Origin of the sequence: Blautia hominis (assembly GCA_002270465.1) — a bacterium.
Classification (GTDB): domain Bacteria; phylum Bacillota; class Clostridia; order Lachnospirales; family Lachnospiraceae; genus Blautia; species Blautia hominis.
Map to the genome: position 1 here is coordinate 641,922 of NQOF01000001.1, position 22,373 is coordinate 664,294.

General features: G+C 47.9%; 19 protein-coding genes. 1 reads left to right on the forward strand and 18 read right to left on the reverse strand.

What is annotated here, in order from left to right:
* Positions 1-268 precede the first annotated feature (268 nt).
* From prfA to rho, 5 genes are all read right to left on the reverse strand, one after another.
* The gene (gene prfA, locus CI595_RS03015) at positions 269-1,342 is read right to left on the reverse strand and encodes a peptide chain release factor 1 (protein WP_095171551.1); all 1,074 of its coding nucleotides are present in this window, start codon (positions 1,340-1,342) and stop codon (positions 269-271) included.
* The gene (prmC, locus tag CI595_RS03020) at positions 1,335-2,201 is read right to left on the reverse strand and encodes a peptide chain release factor N(5)-glutamine methyltransferase (RefSeq protein ID WP_095171554.1); all 867 of its coding nucleotides are present in this window, start codon (positions 2,199-2,201) and stop codon (positions 1,335-1,337) included. The genes prfA and prmC overlap by 8 nt, the downstream gene beginning before the upstream one ends.
* Entirely contained in the window at positions 2,188-3,234 is a 1,047-nt protein-coding gene (locus CI595_RS03025) for a DUF1385 domain-containing protein (RefSeq protein ID WP_095171556.1), read from the reverse strand. Before CI595_RS03025 ends, prmC begins: the two co-directional genes overlap by 14 nt.
* Positions 3,235-3,351: 117 nt before the next feature.
* On the reverse strand, positions 3,352-3,555 hold the full coding sequence (gene rpmE / locus CI595_RS03030; RefSeq protein ID WP_018593782.1) for a 50S ribosomal protein L31: 204 nt from the start codon (positions 3,553-3,555) through the stop codon (positions 3,352-3,354).
* 104 nt (positions 3,556-3,659) lie between these two features.
* A complete protein-coding gene (gene rho / locus CI595_RS03035) occupies positions 3,660-5,171 on the reverse strand; it encodes a transcription termination factor Rho (protein WP_095171558.1) in 1,512 nt (503 codons plus the stop codon).
* 288 nt (positions 5,172-5,459) lie between these two features.
* Between rho and CI595_RS03040 the strand changes: the two genes are divergently transcribed.
* On the forward strand, positions 5,460-5,828 hold the full coding sequence (locus CI595_RS03040) for a VOC family protein (RefSeq protein WP_095171561.1): 369 nt from the start codon (positions 5,460-5,462) through the stop codon (positions 5,826-5,828).
* A gap of 321 nt (positions 5,829-6,149) precedes the next feature.
* Here CI595_RS03040 and clpX read toward each other — a convergent pair whose 3' ends face one another.
* From clpX to CI595_RS03100, 13 genes are all read right to left on the reverse strand, one after another.
* Positions 6,150-7,586, reverse strand: a complete 1,437-nt coding sequence (gene clpX / locus CI595_RS03045) for an ATP-dependent Clp protease ATP-binding subunit ClpX (protein ID WP_095171564.1) — start codon at positions 7,584-7,586, stop codon at positions 6,150-6,152.
* Between the two features lie 226 nt (positions 7,587-7,812).
* Positions 7,813-9,660 carry a S1C family serine protease gene (locus CI595_RS03050; RefSeq protein WP_187143992.1) on the reverse strand — a complete coding sequence of 616 codons (1,848 nt, stop codon included), beginning with the start codon at positions 9,658-9,660 and terminating at the stop codon, positions 7,813-7,815.
* Positions 9,661-9,877: 217 nt separating this feature from the next.
* A complete protein-coding gene (gene glmS / locus CI595_RS03055; RefSeq protein WP_095171566.1) occupies positions 9,878-11,704 on the reverse strand; it encodes a glutamine--fructose-6-phosphate transaminase (isomerizing) in 1,827 nt (608 codons plus the stop codon).
* Positions 11,705-11,803: 99 nt separating this feature from the next.
* Positions 11,804-12,730 carry a glycosyltransferase family 2 protein gene (locus CI595_RS03060; RefSeq protein ID WP_095171569.1) on the reverse strand — a complete coding sequence of 309 codons (927 nt, stop codon included), beginning with the start codon at positions 12,728-12,730 and terminating at the stop codon, positions 11,804-11,806.
* Between the two features lie 73 nt (positions 12,731-12,803).
* Complete coding sequence (locus CI595_RS03065; protein ID WP_095171572.1) at positions 12,804-14,354, reverse strand: LCP family protein; 1,551 nt, start codon at positions 14,352-14,354, stop codon at positions 12,804-12,806.
* Positions 14,355-14,372: 18 nt separating this feature from the next.
* The gene (locus CI595_RS03070; RefSeq protein WP_095171574.1) at positions 14,373-15,776 is read right to left on the reverse strand and encodes an undecaprenyl-phosphate glucose phosphotransferase; all 1,404 of its coding nucleotides are present in this window, start codon (positions 15,774-15,776) and stop codon (positions 14,373-14,375) included.
* 337 nt (positions 15,777-16,113) lie between these two features.
* The gene (locus CI595_RS03075) at positions 16,114-16,659 is read right to left on the reverse strand and encodes a shikimate kinase (RefSeq protein ID WP_095171577.1); all 546 of its coding nucleotides are present in this window, start codon (positions 16,657-16,659) and stop codon (positions 16,114-16,116) included.
* 83 nt (positions 16,660-16,742) lie between these two features.
* Positions 16,743-18,107: an FAD-dependent oxidoreductase gene (locus tag CI595_RS03080; protein WP_095171579.1), complete on the reverse strand. Its 1,365-nt coding sequence runs from the start codon at positions 18,105-18,107 to the stop codon at positions 16,743-16,745.
* Positions 18,108-18,113: 6 nt separating this feature from the next.
* On the reverse strand, positions 18,114-18,536 hold the full coding sequence (locus tag CI595_RS03085) for an RrF2 family transcriptional regulator (protein ID WP_095171581.1): 423 nt from the start codon (positions 18,534-18,536) through the stop codon (positions 18,114-18,116).
* Positions 18,526-19,410, reverse strand: a complete 885-nt coding sequence (locus CI595_RS03090) for a 4Fe-4S binding protein (RefSeq protein ID WP_167388446.1) — start codon at positions 19,408-19,410, stop codon at positions 18,526-18,528. The genes CI595_RS03085 and CI595_RS03090 overlap by 11 nt, the downstream gene beginning before the upstream one ends.
* A 1-nt stretch (position 19,411) precedes the next feature.
* Positions 19,412-19,558: a CD1871A family CXXC motif-containing protein gene (locus CI595_RS26315; protein WP_167388440.1), complete on the reverse strand. Its 147-nt coding sequence runs from the start codon at positions 19,556-19,558 to the stop codon at positions 19,412-19,414.
* Positions 19,551-20,315 carry a TlpA family protein disulfide reductase gene (locus tag CI595_RS03095; RefSeq protein WP_243135086.1) on the reverse strand — a complete coding sequence of 255 codons (765 nt, stop codon included), beginning with the start codon at positions 20,313-20,315 and terminating at the stop codon, positions 19,551-19,553. The genes CI595_RS26315 and CI595_RS03095 overlap by 8 nt, the downstream gene beginning before the upstream one ends.
* Before the next feature lie 871 nt (positions 20,316-21,186).
* The gene (locus CI595_RS03100) at positions 21,187-22,212 is read right to left on the reverse strand and encodes a zinc-dependent alcohol dehydrogenase family protein (protein ID WP_095171585.1); all 1,026 of its coding nucleotides are present in this window, start codon (positions 22,210-22,212) and stop codon (positions 21,187-21,189) included.
* Positions 22,213-22,373: the final 161 nt, after the last annotated feature.

Genomic DNA, 22,373 nt, shown 5'->3' on the forward strand with positions numbered 1-22,373 from the left:
AATAGTAGAAAACAGGAGGTAACAAAAAACCCCCTTATTAACTTCTTACAGCTAATAAGGGGGTAACACAACGTTACTGTACACAGGCCACTGTACCGGGAGGCGTTTTCATGCCGGAAGCATGAAAATCCCGAGGCAGCCAGCGCATACCCTCCCAGTTACAGGCAAAAATCCATGCAAAATCGCCTTTGGCGATGGGATTTTTGCTTGACTGTGGTACACTTTCTTACGGTCAGCGCAGCGAATGCGCAGACCTATTGAATCGTTACTATTTATCATTCATTTTCGTAAGCTTGGCCGCCTGATCCGCAGCGGTAAGGCTGTCAATGATCTCTTCCAGATCACCGTTCAGCACACCGTCCAGTCGATGCAGGGTCAGCTTGATCCTGTGGTCCGTCACACGTCCCTGGGGGAAGTTGTAAGTTCTGATCTTCTCAGACCGGTCCCCGGTACCTACCTGGCTTCTTCTTGCCTCTGCTTCCTCGTCGTGGCGCTTCTCCAGTTCCATCTCGTACAGTCTGGAACGCAGCACTTTCAGCGCCTTGTCCTTGTTCTTGAGCTGTGACTTTTCATCCTGGCAGGAAATAACGATCCCTGTGGGAATATGGGTCAGACGCACGGCGGAGTCTGTGGTGTTGACACACTGCCCGCCGTTTCCGGAAGCACGGAATACATCGAACTTGCAGTCATTCATATCCAGGTGGAAATCAATCTCCTCCGCTTCCGGCATGATCGCCACAGTAATGGTAGAGGTGTGGATACGTCCGCCGCTCTCTGTCTCCGGCACACGCTGCACCCGGTGTACACCGCTTTCATACTTCAGCCTGGAATAGGCCCCTTTACCGTTGATCATAAACGTGACCTCTTTGAAACCGCCGATGCCGTTCTCATTGAGGCTCATCATATCAGTCTTCCAGTTCTGGGATTCCGCGAATTTTACATACATGCGGTAGATTTCCGCAGCAAAAAGTGCGGCCTCATCCCCGCCGGCTCCTGCTCTGATCTCCACAATAACGTTCTTCTCATCATTGGGGTCTTTTGGCAGAAGCAGGATCTTCAGCTCCCGCTCCAGCTCCTCAATGCGCTTCTTTGCGTCTGAAAGCTCTTCCTTGAGCATCTCACGCATCTCCGGGTCCGATTCCTCATCCAGCATCATAAGGCTGTCTTCCACTGTCTGTCTGCAGTTTTTATATTCCCGATATGCATCCGCAATGGGCTGCAGGTCGCTCTGTTCCTTCATCAGCTTCTGGAAGCGCGCCGTGTCATTCGCCACTGTGGGTTCATTTAACTCATTTAAGATCTCCTCCAGGCGAATCAAAATATCATCTAACTTATCAAACATGGTGTTCCTCCTGTTTCTTTCTTCCCAGCACCACCCTGTCAAGGCCTGCCAGGTCTTTCACTACTCTGGTCTCTTCATATCCGGCATTTTCCAGCATAAGGCGCACCGGACCGCCCTGATCATATCCGATCTCAAAAGCCAGGACTCCTCCCGGCCTCAGATATTCCCCTGCCTCACGGGAAATCCTTCTGTAAAAATACAGGCCATCCTCTGTCCCGTCAAGGGCCATTCTCGGCTCATGGTCCCTCACTTCCTCCATCAGGCTGTCTATAACATGACTCTCTATATAAGGCGGGTTGGACACGATAATATCATACGTCCCACTGATATCTGAAAACAGATCGCTTCTTTTCCATACAGCCGGAATACCCAGTTCCCTGCTGTTTCTCCCTGCCACGGCAAGCGCTTCAGCGGACAGATCCACACCGGTGCCTTTTGCTCCTTTCAGAACGGACAAAAGAGCCAGCAAAATGCAGCCGCTGCCTGTGCACATATCCAGAATCCTGAATCTGCCGCCTGCCTGCATCTTCCCGGCTTCGAGGAGCACTTCCTCAACCAGAATTTCCGTATCCTGCCGTGGGATCAGCACATGTCTGTCCACATAAAATTTCAGTCCGTAAAACCAGGCCTCATGGGTGATGTGCTGGAGAGGGATATGCTGTGCCCTTCTCTGTATCATCTCCCTGTACCTTGCCGCCTGGTCTTTCGGCATTTCCTCCGTCTCCCTCAGAAAATAGGAAGCCCGGGTCATACCTGTCACATATTCCATCAGAAGCCATGCATCCGACCTGCTGTCCGCGATCCCTGCTTCCTCCAGTGTCTTCCTTCCCTCCAGATGTATCTCTCTATGCGTCTGCATAACAGCCCTCTCTTGTTTCGCATCTGTGTGAAGCAGCCATCCGGCTATTTTCCGCCTGTTCTATTTCTTCGCGGGCATCCGGAAAGTTTTCCAGCAGATAAGCTTTCCAGTCAAAAACAGCCTCCACCGCCGCAATGGCAACCTCTGCCATATCCGGTGTAGGTTCTTTTGTGGTCAGCTTCTGCATAGCCATACCGGGCTTTGAGAGAGCGCATACTAACGGATTCTCGCTCCTTCCCGCCAGACGGATGATCTCATAGGAAATCCCTGCGATCACCGGCACCAGCAGGATACGGATCACAACACGCAGCCACATGGTATGTACCGGCACAACAGCAAAAAATCCCAGGAAAAATATAATACTCACAACAATAACAAAAAATAAGAAACTAGTTCCGCAGCGTTTGTGGAGTCTGGAGCTTTCCATGACATTTTCCACAGTCAGGGCTTTTCCATGCTCCACACAGTTGATGCACTTGTGCTCCGCTCCATGGTACATGAACACTCTCTGGATATCCTCCATCTTGGAGATCAAGAGCAGGTATCCCAAAAAGAGCAGGATCCTCACAACCGCCTCCGCCAGGGTCACCCCGGTCTCGGATGCCCCCACTTTATGAAGCAGGCTGGCGATCAGATACGGCAGCACCATAAACAGGCCAACCGAAAGGATAACGGAAAATATCACGGTTCCTGTCATCAGGATATTTTCCATCTTCTTCTGCTTCGCATCGTATTTTTCCCGGTCCTCCCGGTTCAGGGCTTCCCTCTTTTTGATCTCCTCCTCTTCCTCCTCAAAGAAAGTGGCGGAATACATCAGGCATTTCGTGCCCACCACCAGGGAATCAATAAAATTGAAGACACCTCTGATAATAGGAAGAGAAAGGATTTTTTTGTTCTTGATAAAACTCTTGTAGTCCTCTATCTTAACTTCAATCTCTTTATCCGGCTTTCGGACAGCAATAGAATACTGGTCCTGATGACGCATCATGATGCCTTCCATGACTGCCTGTCCGCCGATGTTGGATGATTTCATCTATACCTCCATAAAATCCAAATCCCAAAGGCAGCTCTGTTTTAACCAAAGCAGAGAAACTGCCTGGGAGATACAATAAGAGGCTGAAGTCCGAAAACCTCAGCCTCTCCCGTTTTTTTATTTGTCCATGCCGTATTTTTTGTTGAACTTATCAATACGTCCACGAGCCTGTGCAGCTTTCTGCTGTCCTGTATAGAAAGGATGACATTTAGAGCAAACTTCTACGTGGAGTTCTTTCTTTGTAGAACCTGTTTTAAATGTATTTCCACAGTTGCATACTACTGTACATTCCTGGTAGTTTGGATGGATTCCTTCTTTCATCTTTTTCACCTCTTCTATCGTTTGTTATTTATCTTTATTTTGCGTTTTACAAATTCAAACAGCTTTTAAATTATAGCATATGATTTTTATAAATGCAAGTATTATTATAGAAATCGTTGTTTTTTCACAGTCTGTACAAATTCGCTGTTATTGCGTGTGTGAGCGAACATATTCAGGATATTTTCCAGTGCGTCATCCGCCTTCATACCATTCAGGGCTTTGCGCATGATATCCACTGCCTCCTGCTCCTCTTTCGTAAGCAGAAGGTCCTCTCTTCTGGTACCGGATTTGGCAATGTCAATAGCCGGGAACACACGCTTTTCCTGAAGTCTTCTGTCCAGGACCAGCTCCATGTTGCCGGTTCCCTTGAACTCCTCGTAGACCACATCATCCATCTTGCTTCCGGTATCCACCAGGGCTGTTGCCAGGATGGTAAGGCTTCCGCCCTCTCTCATATTTCTGGCAGCACCAAAGAAACGCTTGGGCATGTGCAGGGCAGCCGGATCAAGACCACCGGACAGGGTACGGCCGCTGGGCGGAACTGTCAGGTTGTAAGCTCTTGCCAGTCTTGTGATACTGTCTATGAATATGGTAACATCTTTTTTATGCTCAACCAGGCGTTTGGCACGCTCGATGGTCATTTCGGAGACTCTCTTGTGATGCTCCGGCAGCTCGTCAAAGGTGGAATAGATGATCTCCACATTTGGCCCCTGAATGGCTTCCCTGATATCTGTTACCTCCTCAGGACGCTCATCGATCAGCAGGATGATCAAATGCATCTTGGGGCTGTTCTTCAGAATGGATTTGGCTGCATCTTTTAAGAGGGTTGTCTTACCGGCTTTCGGCGGAGATACGATCATTCCCCTCTGTCCCTTGCCGATGGGACTTACCAGATCCACAATACGCATGGCCAGGCTTCCGCCCGGACGCTCCAGGTGCAGTCTCTCATTGGGGAAAATAGGGGTCATATCTTCAAAGTTCAGTCTGCGCATCTCATTGGGTTTGATTCCGTTAATGGAGGTCACATACAGGAGAGCTGAAAATTTTTCGTTCTGGCTCTTTACTCTTGTATTGCCCCGCAGGATATCCCCGGTCTTTAGATTAAATCTGCGGATCTGTGACGGGGACACATAGACATCGTTCTCGCCCGGCAGATAATTCTCGCTTCGGATAAATCCATAACCATCCGGCAGGACCTCCAAAATCCCGCTGACACTGATACCGCTGTCCAGATCAGACTGCTCCATAGGCGGACGCTCTGTGCGGCTCTCCTGCCTGGGTTCCTGACGGCTGAATGTGCGGCTTTCCTGGTGTTCCTCCTGGCGGCCGGATGTTCTGTTCTCCTGACGGTCCCGGTTTTCCTGAACGTCTTCCTGGCGGAGGGATGACCGGCTTTCCTGGCGTTCCTCTGCCCTGCCTGCTCTCATCCCAGTTCTTGATTCCTGTCCGTTCTCCTGGGATGTGGCGCTATCCTTCATCTGGCGTTCCTTATCATCTTCCTGCACCATACGCTCCACCAATTCACTTTTTTTAAGGGTGGATATTCCTCTCATACCTCTGGCTTTTGCTATTTCTTTTAATGCCCCTAAAGACAGGGACTCATATTTTTCTCTCATTTAATAATCCTTTCTTCAAAAATAATGGTAAATGGATAAATGTCTGATTCGACTTGAATAGATCTATGAATGTTTGTAAATGCGCAGACCTACTGAATAGTTACGAATGTCTCTACTTCTTTTTTATCCTATCATACTTTCTGGAAAAAAGCAAAAGAATAATATGCATTTTAAGATTTTTTTCTTCTGCTGCCTTATTGCCATCTGCTCTCACTTATTTTATAATAGAAAAAAAGAAAAAGAGTAACTGTTTTGCACCCTTACAGTTACGAAAAGGAGACTGTTATTATGAAATTTCAAATGATACATGAAAATTACAATGTAGCTGACCTGTCACGTTCTCTGGCGTTCTACGAGGAAGCGCTGGGTCTTACGGAAAAAAGACGCATCACTGCCGATGACGGTTCCTTTATCATTGTGTATGTGGGAAATGAGACGACTGACTTTGAGCTGGAACTGACATGGCTCCGGGACAGAGAAGAACCGTACAGCCTGGGTGACAATGAGTTCCATCTGGCTTTCCAGGCAGATGATTTTGAAAAAGCTCATGCAATCCACGAAAAAATGGGATGTATCTGTTTTGAAAATCATGATATGGGCATCTACTTCATTGCAGACCCGGACGGCTACTGGCTGGAGGTTGTTCCTGCCAAATAAACACGCCGCGCCTCTTATGTCCGCCCGGCAGAACATATTCAGGACTGCTGCATCAGGCTAACTAGTACAGCATTGCGTAAGTTTCGGTGATAGAGTGCCTGATATTTTCGTCAGTGCAAGGCGCCGAAGCGACGGCGCAGCGGTTCCTACGACTAGCTTCGGCAACGCGGCACTGGCGTAAATAGTGGGTGCTATATCATTGGAACTTATGCAACGCTGTACTAGTGCTCCATCCGGCCAGAAACCATAGTAGCAGCACTGCCTATTTTGATTTCTGACTGGATGGAACACTAGCCTCTGATGCACAGTCCTTTTTATTAATCAGTTCATGCCTATCCTGGGAATCTCCTGTCCGCGCAGAAGGATCCTGGGACCGCCGGTGTGTTCAATGTATTCCTTTGTGATAATAACTTCCCCGATATTTTCATCCTTGGGAATTTCATACATAATATCCAGCATGTATTCCTCCAGGATAGCCCGCAGGGCTCTGGCACCTGTATGTTTCTCCAATGCCATTCTGGCGATGGCGCCCAGGGCTCCGTCATCAAACTCCAGCTTCACTTCATCCAGTGCCAGAAGCTTCTGGTACTGTTTTAAGATGGCGTTCTTGGGCTCTTTGAGAATCTGCACCAGCATCTCCTCCGTCAGACCGCTGAGGGTGAAGACAATGGGAAGACGTCCTAAGAACTCAGGGATCATGCCGAACTTCTTTAAGTCATCCACAATGACTTTATCCAGTATATTGGCATCTTGGTCGTATTTGTCTTTCAGATCCGCAAAGAAACCGATGGATGCCTGTTTATTCAGCCGCTCCTTGATAATATTCTCCAGATCCGGAAAGGCTCCGCCGCAGATAAACAGAATGTTCTTCGTATCCACAGTGGTGAGAGGCACCATAGCATTCTTACTGTTGGCTCCCACCGGAACCTCCACCTCACTGCCCTCTAAGAGCTTCAGCATTCCCTGCTGCACGGCTTCCCCGCTTACATCTCTCTGGTTAGTATTCTTTTTCTTAGCAATTTTATCAATCTCGTCAATAAAGATGATGCCGTGCTCCGCACGCTCCACATCATTGCCGGCTGCTGCCAGAAGTTTGCTGACAACGCTCTCAATATCATCACCGATATAACCGGCCTCCGTCAGGGAAGTGGCATCCGTGATGGCAAGCGGCACATCCAGAAGCCTTGCCAAGGTCTTAACCAGGTATGTCTTGCCGCTTCCTGTTGGTCCGATCATCAGCATATTGGATTTTTCAATCTCTATATCATCTTCCCTGTCAGCGAACACCCTTTTATAGTGGTTGTATACAGCTACCGACATAACTTTCTTTGCCCGTTCCTGTCCGATCACATACTCATCCAGGCTTCCTTTTATTTTGTGAGGCGCAGGAATACTTCTGATGTCAAATGCCTTTGGCGCCACATTTTCCTGCTTTGGCTCCTCTTTTTTCTTCTTCACCCTCTGGCGCTTGGGAATCTGGTTCTGCAGTGAATTCAGATCGATCATGCTCACATTTGGCATGTTTTTCATCAGATCGTTGTAGTCAATGGGTGCATTGTTCATGGTGTCAAAGCTTTTCTGCATACATTCCACACAGATATGGATATCGTTTGGCAGGTCTATCATCTTCCCTGCTTTGCTCTCCGGCCTTCTGCACATAAAACAGATCTTCTCAAATTCTTCCTCATCGCCGGAGGTATTGTCCGGTGCTGTTTGTTCTTTATCGGATTTCTCCAAATAGTCCTTATCGTCTGCCATTTGCTGTTCTCCCTGCCTTTTCTATATAAAATTTGATCATAACTATTTTCAATATCGTTTGTGGGTATCTTATCACAAATTCATATGAGTAACAAGTAAACTTTTCATTAACTGCCTGTAAAACCGGGCTTTTAAACCTCCTCCAAGCTCTGAACTGCGCAGAAAAAGGCATCTGCCTGTACCCTTATATGTACAGGCAGACACCTTTTATCTGCTGTTCTAACCCTTAACGGGATTGTTCCTCTCCTTTGTCAGCTGCTTTGTCCGTTGTCTTGGCATCTTTTTTAGCACCCAGGGTCACGGTAATGGTCTGCTCTTTGTACTCTCCGTTCTGGGCACGGGAGATGACAAACTCCACGCTCTCCCCTGCTTCATAATACTGCAGTCTCTCGATCAGTTCATCCCTGGTGTTCAGGGTTGTTCCGTCAATCTTCAGGATCACATCACCCTTCTGGATACCTGCCTGTGCAGCAGGACCGTCCTCCTCCAGGCTGTATACAAAGACACCTACCGGCATGCCGTATACCTGAACGGCCTCGGATGTTACATCGGTACATGTAATTCCAAGATAAGATGCTTTATCCTCGTCTTCCACTTTATATCTGGTTTCCTTGCTCATCAGTTCATCCAGGATAGGTTCCGCTTTGGAAATAGGAATCGCGAATCCTACTCCCTCCACTTCGTTGGATGCGATCTTGGCGGAGTTAATGCCTACCAGCTCCCCGTTCATATTCAGAAGCGCACCGCCGCTGTTGCCCGGGTTGATGGCTGCATCGGTCTGGATAAATGTGCTGTTGGCATTCTCAGAGTTCACATGACGGTTCAGGGCACTCACATAACCGCTGGTCACGGATTGTCCGTATCCAAGTGCATTGCCGATGGCCACCACCTGCTCACCCATAGCCAGAGCATCGGAGTCACCGATGGTTGCCACTTTGATCTCCTCCAGAATATCCTGAGGGATATCCGACAGCTTTACAGAGATGACCGCCAGGTCATTGTCCGCATCTGTACCCTTCACCTGGGCTGCAACCGCACTGCCCGGGTTTTCCGACTCCTCTGTGCCCTCTCCCTGTTCGCTGCTGGTTTTCTCCACCTGGGAACTTGTAACCGCGCTGCCGTCCTGGTTGGTAAAGAATACCGTGAGGGAATCCGCACCGCTCACCACATGATTGTTGGTGGCTATGAGAAGTTCTGTATCATTCTGGCTGACAATGATACCGGAACCACTGCTCTTTGCTTCCTGTGCCTGCTCCCCATAGAAATACTTATAGATATCAGGCAGTTCCTGAACACTCACTCCTACAATGGACACAATAGAAGGCATGGCATTTTTAGCCACCTGGGCAACGGTGGCCCCGGAGGAATCCGTATTGCCGGTGCTGATCGCGTTGTTTTCTTTTGCGGAGTTATCACCGGTTGTCTGCGTGTTCTCTATTTTTATATTTTCTTTTGGATTTACTTTGTCACCCACGTAATTGGTTGCCTGAAAGACCACACCGGCAACCAGACCGAAAACTGCTGCGCAGGCTGCTGCTGTCCCCAGCTTCTTTCCGATTCCGCCCTGCGATCTCCGGGGCCTCTCTTTTTTATTATTCTCCGGAGGAATGGGGGATGAAAATTTGTAGGAATCATAATTTTTCTTCCTCTCCTTCTCATACCACTCTTCCTTTTTCGGTTCACCCTTGTAGGAACGGGCATAGACAGGATTCTCCGGTGTGGGAGCTGCGGCAGGTTCTTCTGCTTTTTCTCCGGCGCTGTCTGTATTCGTATGATCCGGCTCTTTGGCTGCAGCTGCCTCTGACATGGCTGCTCCGGTTTCATAGGCCGGTGTCCCCGGCTCCCTGCCCGGTACTGGGGATTCCATTCCGGGTGCTGCTGCAGAATCCGGTGCTGTCTGATCCAAAGTTTCCGGTGCCGCCTGTTCCGGTGCTGCCTGCTCCGGTTCTGACGGCCTCACATCTGCCGCATCTTTTATCGTAAAGTTTACACCGCCCGTTGTATCCATACCGGAAGTATTGTCTTCCTCCACACCACGGTTCTCATTCAGACCTTCTTTGAATTCTTCACTCATGATTCATTCTCCCTTCACTGCTATCTATCTCTAAATTGTAACGGTTCCATCTCTTCACAGTCACGAACAAAAATCCCTGCGGAACCGCCTTTGGCGTTGGGATTTTGCTCGGCTGCGGAATCGTTACTTTAATTCTCTTATTTCTTATCTTTCTGAACATAGTTTACCAGCCATTTGTGTTCAAATTGTGATAAAACAGCAAAGAAAAAATGAAATTCTATTCTACAGTCACAGATTTGGCCAGGTTTCTGGGCTTATCCACGTCCAGGCCTTTTCCGAGAGACACATAGTATGCAAAAAGCTGAAGCGGTACCACTGCCAGAGAATTGGTAAAGTATTTATTTGTCTTTGGCAGATAGATCACATAATCCGCAGTTTTCTCAATTTCGGTATTGCCCACATTTGTCACTGCCAGCACAAATGCGCCTCTTGTCTTAACTTCCTGTATATTGCTGAGTGTTTTCTTGTACAGTTCTTCCTGGGTGGCAACTGCGGTCACAAGGGTATCCTCCTCGATCAGGGAGATCGTGCCGTGTTTTAATTCGCCCGCTGCGTACGCCTCTGAATGGATATAGGAGATTTCCTTTAATTTCAAGGAACCTTCCAGAGAAATGGCATAGTCCAGTCCCCTTCCGATGAAAAACACATGCTCTGTAGCCAGATAACGGTTGGCAAATTTCTGGATCCTTTTCTTGTTCTCCAGCAGCATCTCAATCTGTCCGGGAAGCTTCTTCAAATCCTCTACCATCTCCGCCATCTGTGTATCATCAATCTCTCCTCTGGCTTTGGCAAATTTCAGTGCCAGCAGATAATGGGCGATGAGCTGGGTACTGTATGCCTTTGTGGTGGCAACCGCGATCTCGGGTCCTGCCCAAGTGTACATTACATTGTCTGCTTCCCTGGCAATGGAGCTTCCCACCACATTGACAATCCCCAGCACCTTGATCCCGTGATCTTTCGCCTCACGCAGAGCGGCCAAGGAATCCGCGGTTTCCCCTGACTGGCTCACGATGATCGCCAGGGTATCCGGCTCATAGATGGGGTGGCGGTAACGGAATTCACTTGCCAGGTCTACCTCAACCGGAATCCTGGCCAGACCTTCAAACACATATTTTGCGGATACGCAGGTATGGTAAGCGGAACCGCAGGCGATCATGTATATCTTGCGGATGCTGCGGATCTCGTCATCAGACATGCCCAGTTCTTCAATCACTACATTGCCGTCCTTGATCCGGGGATTCAAGGTGTCACCGACTGCCTGGGGCTGTTCATACATCTCTTTGAGCATGAAAAACTCATAGCCGCCTTTTTCAGCCGCGTCAATGTCCCATTCAATGGTAGTAGGCTCTTTCTCCAGTTCCTCCTCGTCAATATTGTAGAAGGTGATGTTGTCTTTTGTCATGCAGACAATCTCTTCATTCTCAATAAAATACACATCTCTTGTGTATTTCAGCACTGCCGGCACATCGGAGGCGATCAAATTTCCCACATTACTCCTCCCCACAATGAGAGGGCTGTCTTTTCTCACTGCGTAAAGTTTATCGGGCTGGTCTTTGAACATAATGCCCAGTGCATAAGAGCCTTCCATACGGTGCATGATCTTGGCGATGGTCTCCAGCGGATCTCCCTTGTAATAATAATCCAGAAGATGGGCGATTACCTCTGTATCTGTCTCAGACACAAATTCGTAACCTTTTGCCTCCAGTTTCTTCTTCAGTTTCATATAGTTCTCGATGATCCCATTATGTACTACAACAATGGTCTGCTCTTTATTGAAATGGGGATGGGCATTGACATCGGAAGGTGAACCGTGCGTTGCCCATCTGGTATGTCCGATCCCCACGGTACCCGGCAGAGTTGCTCCGCCGTGGGTAAGCTCATCCAGGATCTTCAGCCTTCCCATGGACTTCATCATCTCAATGGATGTTCCATTATAGACAGCGATTCCCGCGGAATCGTATCCTCTGTATTCCAGTTTCTCCAGGCCTTCCAGCAAAATGGGGGCTGCCTGTTCTTCTCCGATATAACCAACTATTCCACACATAATCATTTCCTCCATGTAACCGGATCGGTCTCCCTATCTTTGTCTTATCATCCGGTGTGTTTGTCTTTCTATCCATGAAACATGGCCTATTTTAGCAGATTATTGTGTTGATGTCCAGTAAGAAGCGTTCATAGTACAAAAATTTATAACGGATCTGGGCAGACGGCGGTAGGATTTTCCCATGCGGTACCCCAGAAATTTAAAGCCGCTCTTCACCACCAGCTCCGCGATCAGCCAGGGTCTGTGTATTTTGAACAGATACCCTGCCGTCTTTTTTACCAGGCGGATGCCCTCACTTTCAGAACGGATACCTGCAAAAACTTCCGGATGGTCCGCCTGAGATACTGCCAGATCAAAGTTTCGTCTAAACTGCTGCATACACCCGTAATTGTGGGAATGAATGACCTTGGCCTCCGCCTCATATGCCACACAGTAACCTTCCAGAATCAGTCTGCCAGCAAAAATCATATCCTCATTAAAAATGGTGTGTGTGATAAACCCTCCCATTTTTTCATAAATACTCCTTCTGTATGCTGCACAGACGTTGGAGCAGAAAAAGGTTTTGATCCCCAGATCCGGCAGGTCGTCTTTGCTCTTGACGCTGCTCTTTGCCGGATAATTAAAGGAACGTGTGTACTTTTCAATGATACGGCAGTCTTTGTCTGCAAGCTGTCTGCCGTAAGCTGCCCCCACCTTGGGATCATGGAAAGCTTTTACCAGTTCTTCCACCACATGTTCATCCGCAGGCACTGCATCCTGTGTAAAAAAGACCAGTATATTGCCTGTGCTCACAGCCGCCGCCCTGGCCCTTGTTCCGCCGTGGTCAAATTCTTCTTTTTTTAAGTGTTCCACCCGGACATTTTCCATCCCCTGTATCCAGGCATCTTTCCAGAATTCTTCTTCTGTATTCATGATCAGGATTTCTTTTATGGGATAGGTCTGCCTCTTCAGCCCTTTCATCAGCTTCCTGAACTTTTCATCCGGTTTGTATACCGGTATTATCACTGTCACTGTATAAGAATCCATTGGATCCCTCCTTGATATGGCACAAGGGATGCTGTGTTATACACACAACATCCCCTGCCGCTTTTCTTATTTTTTATTCATAATCTTCATACTCGCCGCTTCCGGTTCCATTGTCACCGGAATCTCCTGAACCACCGCCGCTGTATCCGTTATCCTGGCTGTCATCATAACCATTGTCATAATTATCGTCGGAATCATCGTAATCATCTCCGCTGTTGTAATCGGATGATCCGCCGTCACTGTAGTCGGAGGATCCGCTGTCACTGTAATCGGAAGAACCGCTGTCGCTGTAGTCGGAAGAACCGCTGTCACTGTAGTCGGAAGAGCCGCTGTCGCTGTAGTCGGAAGAGCCGCTGTCGCTGTAATCAGAAGAATCGCTATAGCCACCGGAACCGCTGTCATCCGTATCACCGGAGCCGACAGAACCGCTTTTGCTTGACTGCTTGAGCGCAGACCCGTCATAAGTGGAGGCCCGTTCTGATATAAATGCTTTCTGCTCATCTGAAACATAAGAATTTCCGAATCCTGAAAAGCCTGCAATATAGTCACTTCTCTGTTTTACTGTCTCAGAAGGTTCATAGCTTTCTTCTCCAAAAAGGAACTGATGCAGTGCTTTAACGTTTGTCTCCAAAGTTGTAGGTATCACATAATCTTCACCTACAGGACTGCGTTTCACTTCCTCTCCCATCATGTTACTGGTGGGAAATCCGCTGGTTTCTCCCAGCTTGTAAGACAGGATGCCCATGCCAAGCTTTACCAGATCACTCTTACTGAAGTCTGTGGCGATCATTGGAAATACCTCATCCATGATATCATTCAATGTGGACAGACTTGCTTTTTTTGCTTTTTCCACAATCAAAGAAATAATATATCTCTGACGCTCGGTTCGTTTCATATCCCAGCCGCTGGTATAACGAATACGGCAATATGCTGTCGCCTGCACACCGTTCAGATGATAATTTCCTATAATCTCAGACTCCTGTTTATCATCACCAGGATATTCCGGAAGCTCAATAGGCTCATAATCCATACCTGTCACTTTTGCAGTCTCTACACAGTAGTCATTCATATTTACAATTTCAACATAGGTCATATCCACATCAAGACCGCCCAGACAGTCAATTGCAGTAGCCAACGCTTTAAAATTCACGGCAACATAATTAGTAATATTCAAATCCAGGTTTGTATTTATCATAGACATAGCCTGGGTCGGACCGCCGGTATTATACGCGGCATTACATCTGGTATAGACGTCATTGCCAACATTCACATAGGTATCCCTGTAAAGAGAAACCAGCTTCACTTCTTTTGTATCATTGTTGATACTGGCAATAATGGTCGTATCACTCTGTCCTGATTTTACATTTTCTTCTCTATTATCCACACCGAACAAAGCAATGTTGGTAAATCCCTTCAGCGTTTTGCTACCGATCACGTCCTCATTGACCTCAACCTGGCTTGCTTCTTCCGAGTTGTTGTTGTCAAGATCCAGCTTATTCATCTTTTCGTTAACCTTAGCGTATATGAAGAGTCCGCCCACCAGGATCAGCAGCACAAACAGTTCAATACCAAAAAGCACTCTTCTTTTTCTGCGTCTTCTGACGCTTTTGTTCTTTTTTGCCATTTCACTTCCCCTTATTTACTAATAAGCGTTTTTGTTTACAAAGCCCTTAAAAACTGTGAGAAACAGTATCTTGATATCAAGCCCTATGGTCCAGTTCTCAATGTAATACAGGTCATACTCAATTCGCTTGCGGATGGAGGTGTTTCCCCTGTATCCATTCACCTGAGCCCACCCCGTAAGTCCTGGGCGTACCTGATGCTTGATCATGTATCTGGGTATCTCTTCCCGGAATTTTTCCACAAAAAACGGACGCTCCGGTCTGGGACCAACCAGACTCATCTCTCCGCGCAGTACATTGAAAAGCTGAGGCAGTTCGTCGATACTTGTTTTTCTCATAAATTTGCCGAAATTGGTGACTCTTGGGTCATCCTTAACGGTCCAGGCTTTTTTCTCCTCTTCCGGCGGCTGCACATCCATGGAGCGGAATTTGTACATCATAAAATTCCGGTTGTGCAGACCCACCCTCTCCTGCTTATAAATAAGCGGCCCGGGAGATGTGATTTTTATCATGATCACCGAGAAAAGCATAACCGGTGAAAATAATACAATTGCGGCCAGCGCGCCTCCCAAATCCATAATGCGCTTTATCAGGGCATTGAAGGTATTGGATAGGGGCACATATCGGATATTGATAACCGGCAGTCCCAGAATGTCCTCTGTATAGGGTTTTGTGGGGATAATACGGTTATAATCCGGTATAAATTTTGTATGCACTCCTGATTTTTCACAGAGCGCCACAATCTGTTCCAGACGGTAATACTCATTCAGTCCAAGAGTGATGGCAATCTCATCCAGGTGGTTCTGCGGCAGGATCACCATCAGATTGGCAATCCTTCCCAGCACTTTGATCCCCTTATACTCGGTTCCCGCCTCAATATGGTCATCCAGAATTCCTCTCACCTTATATCCCCACTGGGGATTTGCGAGAATACGGTCGATATATTCCTCAGCGGCACGGCTGTAGCCCACCAAAAGAACATGCTTCTGGTTATATCCCTTGGAGCGCATCTGACGCAGCCCCAGCCTTATAAGGTTCCTGGACACAGTCTCCAGAAAAATATTGACCACATAAAAAATGACAATAACATGACGGGAAAAATCAATCTGCTTAACCAGATATAAGGCCCCGACAAACAGAAACATCCCAATGGTATTGGCCTTAATGATATTGGAAAGTTCCAGCCTTCTTCCCTGTATACGCTTTGGCGTATACATGTTAAATGCATAATTTAATATCAAATATCCGGGCACAATGAACAGCAGCGCTGACATATAGACCCGGAAAGGTAATCTTCCTACATTGTCGTTCAGGAAAGGTACATAAAACTTAATGACCCAAGCCAGAAAATAAGAGAGCGCAATCACAAAAGCATCGATCACCACCTGCAGACGGTTAAAATGCTTCTGGTTCTCTTTTATCAAGGTTTATCACCTTCTCTTCTTCATAATTCGCAGCCATCTGCACTTTACTCTGCCAGCTGACCACGATCATCCGTAACCGTTCAGTACCTTCACAATCACAGACAAAAATCCATGCAAACTGCCTTTGACAATGGAATTTGCGCCTGTCTGTAAAACGCGGTCTTACAGTCAGCACAGTAAATGCGCAGACCTGCTGCTTAGTTACGATAATTCCCACTTATAATACTATAAATTTAACGAAAAGGCAACAAAACATTTTCTGAAGACTCCTTAAGAAGGCAAAAAAACGGCAATTTGCAGGTTTTTTTACTGCAAAATGCCGTTTTTTCACGTAACATTATTCCATATTTTTGTTACTTTCTTCCAATTTTTCCACCAGTTCCCTACAGATTTCTTCCGCGCTTTTTTTGTCCGTATTGACAATAAAATCCGCTGCTGCCATGTATTTTTCTCTGCGTTTTTCCATAAGCGAACGGATGTACGCTACTGTCTTGTTGCCCTCTATGACGGGACGGTCATGACTGTCCTTTACCCGTTCCAGGATCACCTCCGCAGAGGCGGACAGCAGTACCACTCTGCCGTTCTTTTTCATCTCTGCCACATTACACTCCCGCATGGGTACCCCGCCTCCGCAGGATACCACTACGTTTTTCCTGTCCTGCAGCTCGATCAAAAGTTCTGTCTCCAGATTGCGGAAATATTCCTCACCGTGAGTCTCAAAAATTTCCGGTATGCTCATCTTCTCTCTTTCGGAGATAAGCTGGTCCATCTCCACTACTTCCAGGCCGTACTTTTCACTCAGTGTACGCGCAATTGTGGATTTTCCTGCTCCCATAAATCCGATAAGGACGATATTATATCCAAAATCTCTCTTGTCTTTCATGCTGTTTCCCCTGTTTCCCTTTATGAATGTAAAGCAATGAATTTATTATAACAGAAACAGGAAAAATAGCAATTCTTTTTTCATCAGACAGCAAACAGGTCGTTGAACGCCTCGCTCATAGTTGGATGGGTATAGATCTGGTCACGCAGCACTTGATAAGGAGCACCTAAGTCCATTGCCAGTTTTATAGTGTTGATCATCTCGTAGGACTCCTCACAGAGAAGCATAGCTCCCAGTATCTGCCCTGTTTCCTCATGGATCACTGCCTTTAACATGCCCTGGGGATTCTTCAAAACTTGTGCTTTGGGGATGGCTGCTGCCGGAAGTACTGCGATCTTCACCGGTATCTCTGCCTTCCTGGCCTCTGTCTCATTCATTCCCACGCGGGAATAGGAGGGAGAGATAAACACACTGTAAGGAACCGCCTTTCTCCTGGAGAGTGCATAGCTGCCGCCGTTCATCTGGGACCAGATGATCCTGAAATCATCCAGGGAAGTATAAGTAAACTGCAGCCCGCCGTGCACATCTCCCATGGCCCAGATATTATCAGCCGTTGTCTTCAGATTGTCATCCACAACCACTGCCCCTCTGCTGTTAAGCGCTACCCCTGCCCGCTCCGCGTGCAGACCTTCCGTGTTGGGTTTTCTTCCGGTTGCGATCAGCACAGCATCTGCCTCCAGGATCTCCTCCTGTCCTTTGAACGTCAGCTTCACCAGGGCATGGCCGTCTGCCTGGGCGATCTCGTGGATCCCGGCTCCCAGCTTAAAGGTCACACCGCGGTTTTCCAGCACACCCTGAATAGCACCCGCGATATCCCTGTCTTCTCTTGGGATCAGCACTTCCCCGTCCTGCAGAACTGTCACCTTTGTTCCGAATCCTGAATACATGGAAGCAAACTCCAGGCCAATATAACCGCCTCCCACGATCACAAGGCGCTTTGGATAGTCTCTTAAATCCATCAGTTCTGCGCTGGTATGTACAAAGGGATTACCTTCCAGCCCTTTGATCGGCGGGATCACAGGGGTTCCTCCTGCGTTGATAAAGATTTTCTCCCCCTTGATTTCAAAGGTTTCCTCAGCCATCTTCACCTCCACAACTGTGTTGGAGACAAACGATGCAATTCCGTTATATACATCCACATTTTCCAGGTCATCCAGCTTCCTGAAATTCTTTTCCCGGAGCATGGAGGTAAGCCTTCTCTTTTCATCAATGGCCGCCTCATAATCCGCAGTCCTCTCTTCCGGTGATGCTTCTTTCTTATTAAAAGCCAGCCCGGAGCTTCTGATCAGGGATTTTGACGGGATACACCCCACATTGATACAGGTTCCGCCGTACATGCCCGCGTCCTTCTCGATCATTGCCACCTTTTTACCCTGTCCTGCCAGCTTGCCTGCCAGTGTTTTGCCGCCTTTGCCAAATCCGATGATCACTGCATCATATTTTTTCATATCTCTTTACCTTTCCTCTCTGTGGAAAATCCTTTTATCTATATCCTCTATGGTTATTTTACTGAGTTTTTCCCTGCAAACTTCATTCAGCTCGCCATAAATATCATCCATAATGTCAGCCATCCCAGAAGCTACCATACATTCCATATCCGGATTCCCGGACTTCCAGGACGCGCACACAGCCTCTGTCTCCAATGCGTCATAAATCATGGCAAGATCCACATCCCCGGCTTCCATAGAAGTATGGTACCCGCCATTCTGTCCCTCTTTGGTGGCGATAAGATTCTTCTTTTTCAGCTTTGCCATAACCTTACGGATGCGCGCCGGATTGGTACAGACATTCTTTGCCAGCTCCTCACTTGCCAGGGTCTCCTGTTTATGGTTCAGATAAACCAGCGCATGTACTGCAATTGCAAATTCACTTGTCATTTTTCTCACCCTCACTCCTGTTCTTTTTCATGCTTGTGCATATAGCACCGCGTTTACAACTCCTGATGCAGTCGCCGCAGCGGATACACTCCCTGCTGTTGGGATTCTCCCACACACGGATATCCATCTTACAGACCCTCTGACAGCTCCCGCACCGGTTGCACTTAGATTCATCCACCTGATATCGGTACAGCGCAATCGGATTAAACAGGCCGTAAACCGCGCCCAGAGGACACAGATATTTACAAAACGGCCTGTATACCATAAGGGAAAGGAGCACGATCACCACCAGGATTGCCACCTTCCAGGCAAACAGAAATCCGATCGCTCCCTGCAGATCCTTATTTAAAAGCACCAGGGGAATACCTGCGGTCAGTGTCCCGCTGGGACAGATAAACTGGCAGAACCAGGGACTTCCCTGTCCGATAATATCCACATAAAACATTGGCAGCAGTATCACAAATACCACTAATATCACATATTTCAGCCATATAAGCCATCTGTGCCCCGGCAGATTCTTCCTCTTTCTCTTTTTAAGAAACGGTATCTTATAAAGAAGATCCTGAATTAGCCCAAACGGGCAAAGCCAGCCGCACACAAATCTTCCGATCAGGGAACCGATAAATATCAGAAATCCGATAATATAAAAGGAAAACCGATAATTCCGACTCCCCAGCACTGCCTGCAGAGAGCCAATGGGACAGGCCCCAAGTGCTCCCGGACAGGAGTAGCAATTCAGCCCCGGCACACACAGCGCCTTGGTGGGACCTTTATAAATCCTTCCTTTGATAAATCCCAAAACATAGCCGTTGGTCAGTGCCGTAAATCCCACCTGCACAATCAGCCGCAGCCTGTTCTGGATCTTCTGCCAGATATTAACCAATTCCTATACACTCCAGACATATATTGATCGCTTTTGTAAGCACTGTATCCGCTTCCCCCCGGCTCACCCCAAACAGGATAAAGGCCGCCGCCGTGACAAGAAGCAGGCCTCTGATCACTGCCGCTTTCTTCCTACTCATTTGACACCTTCCCAAGCATCTCATCTATAATAGCTGTCCACTGCTTCTTACTCTTTGCTCCCGGGTAAGTATCTCCAATCTGGTTACCATCCTTATCCAGGAAAATCGTTGTGGGCACAACCTGCGCATTTTTCAAGATCCTATACTGCATATTGGCATCCTTCGGTATCACAAGATGTGTATAATCAGCTTCTGTTGACTCCACGATCTCAAGCGCCGTCTCATCCCCCGGTTTACTCACATCACTGATGATCCCCACCATCTGAAATCCTTTATCCGCATATTCCCGGCTCAGTTCCCCAAGATCCGGCATTTCCCTGATACAAGGCCCGCAGAAAGTCCCCCAGATATTCACCATGGTCAGATCCGACTTACCAAACAATTCCTGGTCCACATCCTCCCCATCCAGTGTCTTAGTCTGAAACTCCCCAAAAACATCATTCTTCTCCACCGCATCCCCAGCGCCCTCATCCTGCGCTTCTGCCTGCTGTCCATCCTGGCTGCCGCTCTCTACGTCCGCCTTCTGTTCCTCTCCCTGACTGTCATCCTTCCCCTCCTGCACTTCTTTCGTCTCTGCACTCTCCCCTGCAGCACTGCCGGAGGCTACACTCTCCTCCTTCTGGCTTTTCGCGCTCTCTTCTGTCTGTGTCTCAACCTTCCCCCCTTTATCCTCTTTATCCCCACAACCAGCCAGCACCCCAGCCGCCACTACAGCCGTCACCGCCATTGCCATCCAATACTGTCTCCGTTTTCTCATAATAAACCTCCATATTGTTATCTTCTCTGTTACAGTTCATACTGAAATTATATTAGTTACAGTTCCAAATGTCAATACCCTTTCCCACATTTTTTCCATTTCCCCCTCTTATGTAACCAAATCACATTCCCCCTTAATCCATTCTGCCTTAAGCCCTTCTGCCCCAATCCTGTCCATCTCAAGCCTATCCGCCTCAAGCACTTTCTGCCTCAAGCACTTTCCGCTTCAAGCCCTTCCGTCTCATGCACTTTCTGCCTCAAGCACTTTTCGCTTCAAGTACTTCCGCCTCAAGCCTATCCGTCTCATGCCTTTTCTGCCTCAAGCACTTTCTGCCTCAAGCCCTTATGCCTCAAGCTCATCTGTCTCAAGCTCATCTGTCTCAAGCACTTTCCTCCTGGATTCCGTCTGCCTCAAACCCATCCGCCTGAGAACACCAGGGATGAGGGGAGGTACCGGGAGGGGCGGCGGGGTGTATATCTGTGGCAGCGAGGTTAAGTGGAAGGTTCTGTGAGATCCGCCAATTACGCAGACTTAGGCGTGAGCCCGCTGGCGAACGTCTTAGTCGTAGTTATTGGCTAGCTCACAGGTTCTGGAACGTCGAGCGGCCACAGATATACACCCCGCCGCCCCTCCCGGTACCTCCCCTCATCCCGTCCCTCCCAGCCAAAACACAAAAAAAGAAGCCGCCAAGCTCCCACAACCGTGTTCCGCCCGACAGCCTCTCCCCCGAATCCGCTCATCTAAATCCGCTTATCTATACTCGCTTATCTATACTCGCTTATCTAAATCCGCTTATCTAAATCCGCTTATCTATACCCGCTTATCTATACCCGCTTATCTAAATCCGCTTATCAAAGTCCGCTCATCTCCCCTATTTTCCCGGATCAATCACATACTTCCCTTTCGCCCTCACCTCAGGCCTCCCCAAAACATCCTCCAATTCCTCCAGTCCGCATACCGCATAAACCATACTGCTCACATCCAGTCTCCCCGAATTGATCAGATCCAGCGCCCGTCTCTGTGTATAAGGATTAATATAAGAAGCCTTCAGAACCAACTCCTTCTGAAAGATCTGAAACGGCTTCACAGTAATCTCTTCATCCGGCTTTGTAAGCCCAAACATCATGACAACCGCCTTATTCCCCGCAATATCAATTGCCTGCTCAATAGTAGTCGGACGCCCCACACATTCGATCACCACATTCACCCAGTTCATCCCACATTCCGCCAGACGGCCTTTTACATCTTCCTTCAGCGGGTCAATACATACATCTGCCCCAAGCTTTCTTCCCACTTCCCTCTTGTTCTCCACCGGTTCCAGCAAGGCCACCTTAGCGGCCCCTGCCAGCTTTGCAAGCTGAAGCATTAAAAGCCCTATCATACCGCCGCCGATCACCACCACCTGGTGTCCGGGCTGGATCTCGCACATGTCAATACCGTGGAGACAGCAGGCCACCGGTTCTGCCATTGCGCCCTGCTCAAAAGTGGTGTGCTCGCCCAGCAGATAGACCTGACGTTCATCCACCGCACAATATTCCGCAAATCCGCCGTCCACTGTGGTTCCATATCCGATCATATTTTCACAGTAATGGGCAACCCCGTTTCTGCACGGGTCACAGGCTCCGCAGTAACAGTTTGGATCAATACACACTCTGTCCCCCGCTTTGTAATTCTTCACCTGGCTTCCCACCTCCCGGATCACACCGGAAAATTCATGTCCCAGGATGGTGGGCGGTGTCACTTCCGCTGCGCCTTTATCTCCCTCATAAATATGAACATCAGTTCCGCACACGCCACATGCCTTAACCTGAATCAACACATCATGAGGCCCCACAACAGGCATCTCATGTTCTTCCACTCTCAGATCATGTTTTCCGTAAAATACTGCACTTCTCATATCCGACTCCTCCTGAATCAAAACTAATTTTTACTTTTACCTCAAACTTATGATTATGTATTACGCATAAGTTCACTATATAGCAAGGTACCACAAATTACAATTGACAATAATACCAATTTTAAGCACAAGTTTTTATTCATTCTGCTATAACTTTTGAT

What these genes read in the sequence shown, in the direction of transcription:
- prfA (WP_095171551.1), bottom strand. Translation starts at nt 1,342, where the DNA reads ATGTTTGATAAGTTAGATGATATTTTGATTCGCCTGGAGGAGATCTTA.
- prmC (WP_095171554.1), bottom strand. Translation starts at nt 2,201, where the DNA reads ATGCAGACGCATAGAGAGATACATCTGGAGGGAAGGAAGACACTGGAG.
- CI595_RS03025 (WP_095171556.1), bottom strand. Translation starts at nt 3,234, where the DNA reads ATGAAATCATCCAACATCGGCGGACAGGCAGTCATGGAAGGCATCATG.
- rpmE (WP_018593782.1), bottom strand. Translation starts at nt 3,555, where the DNA reads ATGAAAGAAGGAATCCATCCAAACTACCAGGAATGTACAGTAGTATGC.
- rho (WP_095171558.1), bottom strand. Translation starts at nt 5,171, where the DNA reads ATGAGAGAAAAATATGAGTCCCTGTCTTTAGGGGCATTAAAAGAAATA.
- CI595_RS03040 (WP_095171561.1), top strand. Translation starts at nt 5,460, where the DNA reads ATGAAATTTCAAATGATACATGAAAATTACAATGTAGCTGACCTGTCA.
- clpX (WP_095171564.1), bottom strand. Translation starts at nt 7,586, where the DNA reads ATGGCAGACGATAAGGACTATTTGGAGAAATCCGATAAAGAACAAACA.
- CI595_RS03050 (WP_187143992.1), bottom strand. Translation starts at nt 9,660, where the DNA reads ATGAGTGAAGAATTCAAAGAAGGTCTGAATGAGAACCGTGGTGTGGAG.
- glmS (WP_095171566.1), bottom strand. Translation starts at nt 11,704, where the DNA reads ATGTGTGGAATAGTTGGTTATATCGGAGAAGAACAGGCAGCCCCCATT.
- CI595_RS03060 (WP_095171569.1), bottom strand. Translation starts at nt 12,730, where the DNA reads ATGGATTCTTATACAGTGACAGTGATAATACCGGTATACAAACCGGAT.
- CI595_RS03065 (WP_095171572.1), bottom strand. Translation starts at nt 14,354, where the DNA reads ATGGCAAAAAAGAACAAAAGCGTCAGAAGACGCAGAAAAAGAAGAGTG.
- CI595_RS03075 (WP_095171577.1), bottom strand. Translation starts at nt 16,659, where the DNA reads ATGAAAGACAAGAGAGATTTTGGATATAATATCGTCCTTATCGGATTT.
- CI595_RS03080 (WP_095171579.1), bottom strand. Translation starts at nt 18,107, where the DNA reads ATGAAAAAATATGATGCAGTGATCATCGGATTTGGCAAAGGCGGCAAA.
- CI595_RS03085 (WP_095171581.1), bottom strand. Translation starts at nt 18,536, where the DNA reads ATGACAAGTGAATTTGCAATTGCAGTACATGCGCTGGTTTATCTGAAC.
- CI595_RS26315 (WP_167388440.1), bottom strand. Translation starts at nt 19,558, where the DNA reads ATGAGTAGGAAGAAAGCGGCAGTGATCAGAGGCCTGCTTCTTGTCACG.
- CI595_RS03095 (WP_243135086.1), bottom strand. Translation starts at nt 20,315, where the DNA reads ATGAGAAAACGGAGACAGTATTGGATGGCAATGGCGGTGACGGCTGTA.
- CI595_RS03100 (WP_095171585.1), bottom strand. Translation starts at nt 22,212, where the DNA reads ATGAGAAGTGCAGTATTTTACGGAAAACATGATCTGAGAGTGGAAGAA.